Below are 12,974 nucleotides of genomic sequence, written 5' to 3'. Positions count from 1 at the left end.
GTTATTAAAAAGCCTCTGCTTTGCAGCCTTGTTAAAAAGGAAAGTGAATAAGTCATAACTCAGGAGCTATAATCCGGATATTCCTACTCTGACAGATTATTCTCTGAATCTGAACACCCAAACCAGAAGGGCGGACCTGGCTGCAAGTCACCAGGCGTGGCAGACATGGCATCCCGCCCTTTTATTATAAACTGGCTAATTTTTTCCCCGGATCGCTCCGCACACGGCGTTTTCATCCATCGTGACGCATCAAGCAGGTCTTCAGGCAGAGTGACCAGATAGCTGCTGACATCTGTATCCGGGGCTTCGATCCTCACGGTTCCGTCATTGCCCCGCTTTGAGGTGGCGGTGACTCTGCTGTCCGATGATTTCAGATAATTGTCTGTGACAATAAAAATGGCCCCGCCGTCTCCTTCCTCGGCATTGGCAGTAATATTTCCGTGATTCAGGATGACGAATTTTGAATGTATCGTGACATCTCCGCCATTGCCATAGCCCTGTCTCACACTGCTGGTGACGTCAGTGCCGGGGAGATATATCTGATTGCCGGCGTTCAGAAATATTTGTCCGCCTCCTGCGCCTGAGGCTTCGGTGGTCAGTGTGCTTTTGTCATCAAGTTTCACACAATCATCCGAATTTATGGTAATGGTGCCCGCGTCTCCTCCGTTTTCCGAGGCCCTGCTCTCCGAGGTGACAGCCGAATTTCCTTCGAGTTCGATATTTAAAGCTGTGATCGTGATGTCGCCGGCCTTTCCGGTGCCCTCGGTCGAGGTGGTGACGGACGCATTTTCTTTCATTCGCATGAAACCGTCTGTCCGAATGAAAACCGTGCCAGCGGCCCCGCCCTGTCCGCTGTTCTCGCTTGCGGATGTGATGCGGGATGCCCCCCCGAGTGTGATCTCCGAGCCTTCTGTTTCAATGTCACCGGCCCGGCCCTGTCCGAATGTGGCAGAGGTGATGCTCGCGTCGCCGTCCAGGGTGACGGTGTTTTCGGAACGAATTTCAATCCTTCCCGCGTCTCCTATGGACGAACTGGCCGAGGAAACCGATGCGCTCTCTCCAATATCCAGACGCGCTGTCTCGATGCTGATCTCCCCGGCATGGACACCGCCCGAGCTTGATGTGGTCAGCGCCGCGTCATCCGCCAGTATCACGGCTTCATTTGCATGAATGGCAATGCTTCCCGCGTTGCCGGTCATATAGAAACTGGCCCAGCTTTCTCCGTCAAAGATAAAACTTTTTGATGACCCCTCCCCTGTATCCTCGACTTTTACCACATCCCCTTTCTGCACGGAAAGGTTGTCCCGCTCCGACAGGCTGTCCGCGGAATAAACTGCTTTGGCGGGGAGCCACTCCTTCCCGGTGTAGGTCAGATGTTCTGTTATTCCGTCATTTGCTTCAAGCCGGATCACATCACCCGGAAAGACAGGAAATTCAGCTCGCTGTTCAAGATCGGTTACTGTATAAACCTTGCTCATTCTCACCCATGAAAAATTGCCATTGTAAACAAAACTGGCAGGCTCGCCATCTCCCGCGTCCAGAACCACGACGGTATGGCCCTGCCCGTCCTGTGGATAACTGTAGTCAATCAGATAGGCCAGTTCAGTCATGTCCCCGACATCAAATACCTCTCCCGTCAGAGGAATCCAGTCACCCGCAGCATCAAGAATGGCCGCGGCAGATTCGCCTCCTCCGACATCCCGCACAATGACCATATCTCCGATCTCACATGTATGGGAGAGACTTATCGCCTCTGAGATATCCTCGACCGTATGAATTCTTGCCCCGGGATATTCACTTGCTGAAGAAATCTCCCCGCCCGCGAGACGGACCGTTCCGACATTCAGCATGACAGCGCCGGCATCTCCGGTGCCAGATGCGGAGGTGGCAATGACCGAGTGATCCTTCACAGACAACGCTTTTGTGTGGATGGAAATGGTTCCGGCCTTGCCCGGGCCGGATGTCCCGGCCAGCATCCCGGTATAGGAACCTGAAAGCATTACTGAATCTGCAAAGTCGTCATCCTTTTCCGGATCAGCTCCGGATACGGTCAGATTTCCTCCGTGTCCTGAGGACAGGGCCTGAAGTGAAACCTTACCCTCGTCAGTCACTTCCAACGTATTCACATTTATTCCAATATTCCCGCCATTTGCGGAACCCTCTGACCGGCTTTCAACAACTGCGCCAGTGGTTATCGTCAGAGCGGGAGAATTGACACTGATGTTTCCGCCCTGGCCTGTGGCCCATTCTTTTGCCGATGTGGCGATCAGCGCAGACTCTGAAACACTGACCGATTCGGAAGCCTCAATGGTGATATTGCCGCCTTTTCCGGTTCCATAGGATTCACCTCCGATCCATGAATCTTCTGAAATATTTATTCTTTTTGCTTTTATGGAAAGGTCTCCGCCATCCCCCGCGCCGTCATCATCGTAATAAAAAGAGCCGTTTTTGATTTCTCCGCGGACAATACTGACCTCTTCCGAGGCATTGATGCGGATGTCCGAGCCTTTGCCTGTCCCGTCTGTGTTGGCAGAAATCCTTGTTTCGTTCAAAATTACTTTGTCTGCCTGAATATCAATCACCCCGCCGTCATCGTTATGAGGTTCGGAGATAATTTCACTGTGATTGTCAGAAACAAACATGCCTCCCTGGATAAAAATGCTTCCGGCTCCCTGATAATCTCTTGCTTTTACCGTAAGCGTTGCCCCGTCAGAGAGTCTTATATTTCCCAACTGCCCGCCAGATGCCTGTTCGACGAAGTTTACCTCGAAGTCCGAACCTGTCCCGGTCATTTCAACTTCGCCCCCGGATTTCACAGCAACAAGATTGATCTGTCCGTCAGGTGCGTTGAGACTGGCTCCCACAGTTTGGACTTTATGATCCCCTCCCTCTTCATAGCAAAAATATGAGCCGGTAATTTTAATGTCCCCTCCGATCACGGAGATCATTTCGCCTTTGGGGACCTCAAGACCAGCATAATCAAATTCGTTCCAATCCAGCCAGTTCCACCAGTCTCCGTAATCCTGATCCCATATGTCAGTGGTCAGTTCCCCATGCCCCTCAACAGAGATGGATGCGGCCTCACTGTCCAGGAACCCGAACGCGGCCGGTGCGGCTGTTGACAAGAGTTCGCCAGTCAGAGGCTCGGCATAAAATCGCTCATTCTCTCCGAGGCGGAGATAATCCGCGGTACTGACATGAAAGGATCCGCTCAGGTTCAGCGTGGCTTTGGGCCCGAACATCACGCCAGCCGGATTCAGCAGATACAAATCCGCCCCGGAAATTTCAGAACTGAGCCTGCCGTTAATCCATGAGGCATCTCCGCCTGTGACCCTGGAGATGATGTTCTGAACTGAAGCAGGACCGCTGAAGGTCGCAGTCTCGTCGGTATCCACATTAAACTGCTGAAAGCTGTGAAACAGATTCGCACCTGCCTGATGTCCGTATTCTGCCTTGATCTCGTAATCCGGTCCGGGCAGTTCCAGTTTTCCGGCCGTGCCAAGGGTTCCGTCCAACGTGATGCCGCCAAGAGAAGTCTCGCCCGCATGAAGCTGACCAGCCGAGATGCCTGCCAGCAGAATAATCAAAATAAACAAACGATGGTATTTCATGATATCCTCCTTAAAAATTTGCTGATTATAACGGATTTAGGGGAGACCGATAATATGACATCGGATAAGAGGATGAAACGGATATGTCCGATCAGTCCCAAACCGGGAATATGACATCGGACAGGAGGATGGACGGACATATCCGTTTCATCCTGAAATCCGTTGTCATATTTTCCGGGACAGCCATTTGCCTGCCAATCCGAACCGGAAAACCCCTCATCGCTCGCGGGGGATTGGCAAAGCCCCCGCCCCCACGGCGGTCCGGATTTCAAGCTGAACGGGTTTTTTCGGATTTTTCAGCCATGACCATTTGTTCCAGGGTTTCTGAAATCCACTGATTCAGGCTTTTTTCCTCCGCAATTGCCCATTCGGAAATCTTCTGATGCAATTCCGGAGAAATTCTCAAATTAAACTCTCCTGAATATTTTTTATATGGTTCGATATTTTTTTCTTTGCAGACCTGAAGAAACACATCCAAAGATTTTTTGAACTCCTCACGAAGCTCATCTGTGTTTTTACCGTAAAAGTCCGCTCCGCCATTCAGTCCGAGGATTTCTCCCCGGAACATGTCCATTTCCGGATCATACTCTATCTTAGCCTTATGTCCGCTCACAGTCATTATGTTCATGGGATCACTCCGTTCTGTTCCAACCATTTACGAATGCTTGCGATTGCTCCCTTATCTGTATTTGGGGAGGGATGGGGTCTGTGGAACACCCTGACTTCGTCAAATAAAAATACGACAATTGTGACGAACCAACGACAATTCCGTCCCCCTCCTTGGCCAATCCCGGTGAAGTTTTATTCCTCATCGGCCGCGGATGTGTTCAGCATGAACAGAATGGCGGCCTTGCGCGTGGGACGAAGATCCGCCTCCTCAAGATGCCGCATCAGCCATGAACGGGGAAACTTCCGCATGACCGGCCAGGGGGCCACGCGCAGGGATTCGACGGTATATTTCTTTGCCACGGCCGGTTTTTTCAGCAACTCACGCAGCATGTCCGCGGTGGCATGCTTGAATATGCCCGTCACCACGGGCACCCGGATTTTGTCACCATCCGAAAGCTCGCATTCCGCAAACTCCGTGACTTCCGGAAAACGATACGACTTTCTCATGTTCCCTCCTTCTGATGTTCAAGCCATCTGAGAAGCAGATCACGGGCTTCGGCAGCATCTTCCGGATTCACATCCGGGTAGGCCGACAAATCATCTCTGAGAGATTCGTCAGTCCATGAAAGAAGTCTCTCCGCAATCAGCAAGGCATCCTGGTCCGACAGATAACCGAGCGCGGCTTCCCTCATATCCGGAAATTTGTCAAGGACAGCCCATATGTCCGCAAGGTCTCTCGCCTCCGCGCGTTCGGCCACGCACTGGACTTTGTTCTCAAGATATTTTGAAAGGGTGATCCTTTTGATGGCCGGGACTGTTGCCGAATCCGTCAGATCATTATCAGGCACATCCTCAAAGTTTGAAAGCACCTCAATTATCACACGGTCACCGTCAGGAAGTTTCAGCACCCCTCTGAAGCCTGATCCGAATTCGTCGGGAATCTGTAGAATCTCAAACCGCTCGGAGAGATTTCTTCTGATTTCGGCAAGAATCGGTCTGACATCGAGCAATGCCTCGCGTGTGTGGAAATCAATATCATAAGAAGTCCGATGTCCGAGTTCCTCAAGGGAGATTGCCGATGTCCCGCCCCAGTAGCAGAATCTGGCAAGCCGGGGACATTCCTTTGCAATCAGTTCAAGGGCCTTTGTCATACGCTGAACGTAATTTTTCATATCATTATCATCGCAGATGGGTTGTAATTTTTCGATATATGGCGAACGAGGTGAACCTCCTCATTGCCTGCGGGGATTGGGAAATCCCCGCCCCCTTTGCACGAGGGGTTCGGATTTGCCAATCCGAACCGAGCGATTTTATTATGACGCTCGCGGGGATTGGCAAATCCCCCGCCCCTCTTCACGAAAGGTCAGTTCCCGGCAACATGGATGAGGATGTAAATGACCTCCGCCAGTCCAATTTTGCCGTCGCCGCTGACATCAGCCCCGGGGGACACGGATGACGGGGATTCCACGCAGACCTTCAGCGCGGCGATGGCATCTGCCAGAGAGAGTTCCCCGTCATTGTCCATGTCGCCCGGCTCCGAGCCGTCGCCGGTCCGCGTGGCTGTCAGGGACCACACAGACAGATGGCCCGTTCCGAGGGTGACGCTGTCCCCGGTTCCGTCGGAGGTGAAGTTCTCGGACGGGCGCCATGTGCCGGAGGCCCCCGAAAGGTATCCCGGACGGATGTTCCGTGTCCATATCCCCTGTTCTTGCAGAACGTCCGTGTCGTAGCCGAAGGTGATCAGCACCTCCCTGTCCAGGCCGCCGAGTATCTCCCTGCCGCTCTCCTTCTCATACAGGGTCACGGAGTGGGAATAGGTGATGATGTGGTTCCCGCCGCTTTCGGAGGTCTCCTCGGCCCGGGCCTCCGCGATGATCCTCACGAACTCCTCCTCCGTGGGAACGGCATTGGCCGGAATCTGTATCCGCGTCCCGTCGGACAGGGTCCCGGTCCACCCGTCCTCCCTGCGGAACTCCCCGGTCAGCACGTCCGGAAGCTCCCCTTCGGATTTCAGCACGATATCCTCGGCCGCGACAATCTCGTCCGTTCCGGACGCGTCGCACAGAACCCTGCCCCGGCAGTATTTCCCGTCCGGGGACTCGCTCACCGCGGTCAGGGTCCAGTCGTTGCTGCCGGTCTCATCCGCACGGGCCACGTACAGCCGGTAGTCGCCGTTGCCGTCGGTGCGGCCGTGGGTCTTCTGACCGTCCCCGCTGTAGGCCGAGACATACACGCCCGGAGCCGGGGACCCGTCCTCGTCAAGAACCGTCCCCGCCAGGAAGATGTCCGCCCTTCGCAGATCCAGCGACATTCCGTCCTGTCTTGCCGGCTTCCTTCCCCATCCGGGCCGGTTCGCGGGCAGGGCGGCCTGCGCCGCGGACTCCCTGAGACAGGCCACGATCATTCCCTCGGTCGCGCCCGCGGCCGCATGTTCCATGATCTGGGATTTGTATTGCTGATAAAAATAATAACTGTCCAGCGCCTCCCTCAGCGCGAATGTGAACTCGTACTCGCTCTCATACGTCAGATCCGAGAGGCCCCCCAGGACCGAGACGACCTCCCCGGGAACCTCCGCGTCCTCCAGAAGCAAGAGGGATTCCCCGGTGAGGACAAAGGGCGGCTCATACGAGTCCTCCTCGGTCTCGCACCGTCTCAGCGCGGTTCCCACGCTCGCGGACACCCCCCAGCCTCTTTTCCCGGTTCCCCCGGGCACGAAGACCTCGAATCCGCCGTCCGAATCCGTCAGCACCTGCGCCTCGAACATGCGGCCCGCGTCGCCCCTGCCTTCCCGGGGGACACGCACCCACACCAGTATGTCGGCCGCGGGATTTCCCCCGTCATCCCTCACCTGGCCGCTGATCACGCCGTCCAGGGCAGTGAGGGTGATGTCCGCGGTCACGGCCCTTCCCTTTTCCGCCACGACCCGGGCCGGGGCCGCGTGTGCGTATCTGTCCGTGTCCGGCCGGCAGTTCAGTGTCCACGCTCCTTGGGACACGGAAATCTCAAATTCGCCATCCCTTATCTCGGCCTTGCGGACTGAGCTTCTGTTTCCCTCGGGAACGGCGAGAACCTGCCCCCGCACGCCGGTCAGAAGAGCGCCGCCCTCATCCCGGAGAACTCCTTTTATGTATGCGTTGTCCGGCTCCAGGGTGATCATGATGTCGTCCGAACTCCGTCCCCGTCCGTCCGTGCTTGTCACTTGTTCATAGGCGGCGAGGGGCGAGGGGCGGGAGGCGAGGGAGGATTTGGCGAGGGAACTCTGATTTTCCTGTGCGAACGCGTATCCGCTTCCCGGGGCGAGATCAATGCCTGTGCGAAAGGTTCCGGCTGGCACGTTCAGGGTGAACTCGCCTTTCGCGACCCGCGCCCTTGCCACCGGGGCGGGGCTGTCCTCGTGACGTGCATAAGCCCATGCGTCCACGTCGCTGAGAACCTTTCCGGCCGTGTCCCTGACCCTTCCGAAGATGACATGGGAGGCGTGGTCCAGGACAAAGTCGGCTGCCGCGGTGTCGCCGGCCGTGAGAACCGCTTCCGCGGGAGAGCCTGTGAAAATGAGATTCGCATCCTCGGCCGGGGAGGGCTTTGCCGTCCATGTGCCGGGAACCAGGCTGATCTCATATCCGCCGTCGGTGCCGGTGGTAACGGAGAAGGATTCTCCGCGGGTCCGCCACACGTTCACGGGAATCCCGGGGATGCCCTGTCCCCCGTCATCCCTGACGGTTCCGCTGAGAACCGCGCTCCGTGCCGCGAGCCGGACGTCTCCGAGATCGGTGTCTCCCTCGGCACGGGTCAGCGAGACTTCGGCCCGGCCGTATTTGGGATATTCCAGGGGATCGGGCAGGACCGTGACTTCGTAGGTTCCCGCGGGAACGGGAAAGGAGAAGGCGCCGTCCGCGTCGGGATGAAAATCACGGGAGAACTGGGTGTCGGAACAGAAGACGTTCATGGTCACGCCCTCCCCGAGACCGGTGTCGCCTTCCGGCGGAAGCACCTTCCCGGTGAGCCGTGCGATGCGGGTCTCAAGAATGATGTCCAGGTCTTCCGTGTCAGTGCCGTTGTCGTTGGCAAATGAGACGGTCTCGGCTTCCGGGGCGGCCCAGTCCGCATCATCCGCCTGTGTCACCTCGACCTTCCATGTACCGCAGCTCACGGCCACGGAGAACGCGCCGCCCGCGCCGGTCACGCCGGAACGGGTCTCCCCGATATCCGCGTTCACCGCCGTCACGATCAGCCCGGACATGCCGGTTCCGTCATCCGTTTTCACCGTGCCGGTGAGGGTCTTGGCGTCCGTTCTCTCGGATTCGACCGTGATTGTGACAAAGGACACGGTGCTTCCGGTTCCGTCGCTCACGGTCACGGGAATGGTCAGCGTGCCGCTGAAACCGGGGTCGGGAACCACGGTGTTGCCCCGGAGTGTGTAATTCTCACCCTCTCCGAGAATCAGCATGACGTCTTCCGCATCCGCACTTCCGGGAGTGACGGTGAGATCGTCCAGCGTGAGCGTCAGCTCGGTGTCCCGCACCAGGGACAGGGAACTCTGTCCCGTGATCTCCGGCGCGTTCGCAGTCTCCCCGGTGACGGTGACGCTGAGATTGTAAGGATCGCTGTCAGCGATTCCGTCATTCACGGTCACGGGAACGGTCAGCACGCCGGTGACACCGGACAGGGGAATCACGGTGTTGGCGGAATGTGTGTACCCGGTTCCGTCCGAGACCGTGAGCGTGAAGTCGTCCGGCCAGTCGCTGTCGGGATCGGTGACGACCAGGGTGTCCAGGGTGATGGCAAGTCCGGTTCCCCGAGCCACGGAGAGCGCGCCTGTCTGCCCCGTGATCACGGGCGCGGCGTTGTCGCTTCCGGTCACGGTTATTTTCAGTTGGAACACGTCGCTGTCCTCGGTTCCGTCGTTCACGGTCAGCGGCACGGTCATCTCGCCGACGAAGCCGTTCACCGGGGTCACGGTGGCGCCGGACCGGGTGTAATTGTCACCGTCATAAAGCGTGAGCGTGAACTCATCCGGGTAGGTGTTGTCCGCGTCGGTCACGGTGAGATCGTCCGGCGTGACGGTCAGCGGGGTTCTCTCCGGCACGGACAGGGCCTTCTGACCCGTGACGGCCGGAACGCCGTTGATCGCAAATGTGACCTCGTCGCCGTAGGCCGTGCCTTCGGAGTTGGTCGCATAGGCCCGCACATAATAGGTGGCGCCGGGAGCCAGCTCCGTGAGCGTGCTTGTGAAAATCCCGGTTCCCGTGCCGTCCGAGGTCCTGCTGTCGTCCGTGGTCGGGGTTCCCGAGGTGTTCCAGCAGACTCCCCTGGCGGTGATCTCCGAATTGCCGTCCGAGGTCACGTTTCCGCCGGAGATCGCCGACGACGAGGTGAGGTCGCTTATGGCCGTGGTGGCGACGACCGGAAGGCTGTTTGTCGCAAAGGTCACCTCCTCGCCGTAGGCCGTGCCTTCGGAATTGGTCGCATAGGCCCGCACATAATAGGTCGTGTCACGATCCAGCCCCGTGAGCGTGCTTGTGAAAATCCCGGCGCCCGTGCCGTCCGAGGTCTTGTTGTCGTCCGTGGTCGGGGTTCCCGAGGTGTTCCAGCAGACCCCCCTGGCGGTTATGTCCGCATTGCCGTCCGAGGTCACGTTTCCGCCGCAGATTGCCGTTCCCGAGGTGATGTCGCTTATGGCCTCGGTGGTGACGACCGGAAGGCTGCTTGTCACAAAGGTCACCTCCTCGCCGTATGCCGTGCCTTCGGAATTGGTCGCATAGGCCCGCACATAATAGGTCGTGTCGCGATCCAGCCCCGTGAGCGTGCTTGTGAAAATCCCGGTTCCCGTGCCGTCCGAGGTACTGCTGTCGTCCGTGGTCGGGGTTCCCGAGGTGTTCCAGCAGACCCCCCTGGCGCTTATGTCCGCATTGCCGTCCGATGTCACGTTCCCGCCGCAGGTTGCCGATGACGAGGTGATGTCGCTTATGGCCGCGGTGGTGACGACCGGAACGCTGCTTGTCACAAAGGTCACCTCGTCGCCGTATGCCGTGCCTTCGGAATTGGTCGCATAGGCCCGCACATAATAGGTGGTGCCGGAGGCCAGCTCCGTGAGCGTGCTTGTGAAAATCCCGGTTCCCGTGCCGTCCGAGGTCTTGCTGTCTGCCGTGGTCGGGGTTCCCGAGGTGTTCCAGCAGACCCCCCTGGCGGTTATGTCCGCATTGCCGTCCGATGTCACGTTCCCGCCGCAGGTTGCCGATGACGAGGTGATGTCGCTTATGGCCTCGGTGGTGACGACCGGAACGCTGTTTGTCACTGTCGCAAAGGTCACCTCGTCGCCGTAGGCCGTGCCTTCGGAATTGGTCGCATAGGCCCGCACATAATAGGTGGTGCCGGAGGCCAGCCCCGTGAGCGTGCTTGTGAAAATCCCGGCGCCCGTGCCGTCCGAGGTCTTGCTGCCGGCCGTGGTCGGGGTTCCCGAGGTGTTCCAGCAGACCCCCCTGGCGGTGATGTCCGCATTGCCGTCCGACGTCACGTTTCCGCCGCAGATCGCCGTTGCCGAGGTGACATCGCCTATGGAGGCGGTGGTGACGACCGGAACGCTGTTTGTCACAAAGGTCACCTCCTCGCCGTATGCCGTGCCTTCGGAATTGGTCGCATATGCCCGCACATAATAGGTGGTGCCGGAGGCCAGCCCCGTGAGCGTGCTTGTGAAAATCCCGGTTCCCGTGCCGTCCGAGGTCTTGCTGTGGGCAGTGGTCGGGGTTCCCGAGGTGTTCCAGCAGACCCCCCTGGCGGTTATGTCCGCATTGCCGTCCGACGTCACGTTCCCGCCGCAGGTTGCCGACGACGAGGTGACACCGCTTATGGCGGCGGTGGTGACGGTCGGAGAGCTGGCAGGCGGGATCCCGTCATAATGCAGTATCGTGCCGTCATACCCCACGGCAAAGACATCGGAGCCGGAACTCCCCCACACGCCATAGAGGCGACTTGAAGTGCCGGAATCCATGGAAGACCACGACGTGCCGTCGTAATGCTGTATCGTGCCGTCATACCCCACGGCAAAGACATCGGAGCCGGAACTCCCCCACACGCCACTGAGGTGACTTGAAGTGCCGGAATCCATGGAAGACCACGACGTGCCGTCATAATGCAGTATCGTGCCGCCATCCCCCACGGCAAAGACATCGGAGCCGGAACTCCCCCACACGCCATAGAGGCATTGTGTAGCGCCGGAATCCATGGAAGACCACGACGTGCCGTCATAACGCAGTATCGTGCCGGAATCCCCCACGGCAAAGACATCGGAGCCGGAACTCCCCCACACGCCGTAGAGGGCATATGAAATGCCGGGATCCATGGAAGACCATGACGTGCCGTCATAATGCCTTATCGTGCCGCCGTCGCCACCCCCCACGGCCCCCACAGCAAAGACATCGGAGCCGGAACTTCCCCACACGTCATCGAAGTAAATTGAAGTGCCGGGATCCATGGAAGACCACGACGTGCCGTCATAATGCGGTATCTCGCCGTAATACCCCACGGCAAAGACATCGGAGCCGGAACTCCCCCACACGCCATAGAGGATATCTGAAGTGCCGGAATCCATGGAAGACCACGACGTGCCGTCATAATGCAGTATCGTGCCGGATTGCCCCACGGCAAAGACATCGGAGCCGGAACTCCCCCACACGCCAGCGAGGTATTGTGTAGTGCCGGAATCCATGGAAGTCCATCCGGCCTGCCCCGGGACCGGAAATGTGAGCAGCACAACGGCGGCATAAAACAATGCCGCCAGCGATTTCAGTTTTTTCATTTTTCAGTCTCCTTTTTTTTGTTTTCAATGTTGATATTTTTTTGTTTTCACAATGCGTCTGTCCGGGCGCTCTTTTCACACACCTCCTTTCCGGGAGCGCCCCTTCCCGTAAAAATTGCGGAACCCCGTCATGTAGGACAATTTTTCAAATTGTCCGAATCCTGGGCAATCTCAGACAATTTGAAAAATTGTCTTACATGGGCCCGGGAATCCGGGGCGGGCGGTTTTATACTATCAGCAGATGGAAATTCCCCCTTTGAAGGGGCCGGGGGGGGATGTGTTTTCAGTTACCCCCCCATGCGGCCCCCTCTGATACTGCTGAGTTAAGCGTAAGCGGGTTTTCCGGTGTTCAATCAAAAGCTGACTGGCAAAATTTTCCAATTTGCCACCAAATGATTTCAGTAAGTTAAAAATTTTTTTTACTCATATATTACCCGATAGTTTTCTACTGTCCAGTTAAAAAAACTACCGAAAATCTGATTATTCAAAAAACTTTATAAAAACCAAACCTTATTTATTATACATCTATTCAATTGAGAGATCAAGAAAATAAATGGGGCTTGGGGCGAGGGGCGAGGGGGGGGCGAGAGGCGAGGGGCTTGGGGCTTGGGGCGAGGGGCGAGGGGCTTGGGGCGAGGGGCTTAATGATTTGGTTCCAAGTTTCGATATTCAGTCTTCTTATTTCTCACCTCCCACTTCTCGCCTTTTGCTCTGCCTGGGGAAAGCTATGCGCCAGTAAAAAAACCTCTGGCTTGTTGCTTTGTGAAGCAATAAAGGGAATAAGCAAAAAATCAGGAAACTTACTTTGCTTGCTGTCAGGAGAAGTCACACCTGCTCCAGCGGAATAGGGAAATTCAGCAAAAGGCTTGGATTTGTCAATCCAAGCCGAGCTAAGAGGCGGGGCGGAATTGCAGCTTTTAAAAAAAAGATTATCCGGAAAACAAAGCTGTGCTTTATGC

Annotated in this window: 5 protein-coding genes; all 5 read right to left on the bottom strand. The window is 57.0% G+C overall.

The genetic code is table 11. The features are described from left to right. Window positions 1-83: 83 nt before the first annotated feature. Complete coding sequence (locus dnm_RS02315) at window positions 84-3,611, bottom strand: two-partner secretion domain-containing protein (protein WP_207681111.1); 3,528 nt, start codon at window positions 3,609-3,611, stop codon at window positions 84-86. Window positions 3,612-3,879: 268 nt separating this feature from the next. Then, complete coding sequence (locus dnm_RS02310; RefSeq protein WP_207681110.1) at window positions 3,880-4,239, bottom strand: type II toxin-antitoxin system HicB family antitoxin; 360 nt, start codon at window positions 4,237-4,239, stop codon at window positions 3,880-3,882. 173 nt (window positions 4,240-4,412) lie between these two features. Continuing rightward, window positions 4,413-4,727, bottom strand: a complete 315-nt coding sequence (locus tag dnm_RS02305; protein ID WP_207681109.1) for a hypothetical protein — start codon at window positions 4,725-4,727, stop codon at window positions 4,413-4,415. Then, window positions 4,724-5,392: a nucleotidyl transferase AbiEii/AbiGii toxin family protein gene (locus dnm_RS02300; RefSeq protein ID WP_207681108.1), complete on the bottom strand. Its 669-nt coding sequence runs from the start codon at window positions 5,390-5,392 to the stop codon at window positions 4,724-4,726. The genes dnm_RS02305 and dnm_RS02300 overlap by 4 nt, the downstream gene beginning before the upstream one ends. A 191-nt stretch (window positions 5,393-5,583) precedes the next feature. Further along, entirely contained in the window at window positions 5,584-12,015 is a 6,432-nt protein-coding gene (locus tag dnm_RS02295; protein ID WP_207681107.1) for a hypothetical protein, read from the bottom strand. Window positions 12,016-12,974: the final 959 nt, after the last annotated feature.

The organism is Desulfonema magnum, from assembly GCF_017377395.1.
Taxonomy (GTDB): Bacteria; Desulfobacterota; Desulfobacteria; order Desulfobacterales; family 4be13; genus Desulfonema_C; species Desulfonema_C magnum.
This window is presented reverse-complemented; position numbering and strand designations above follow the sequence as displayed.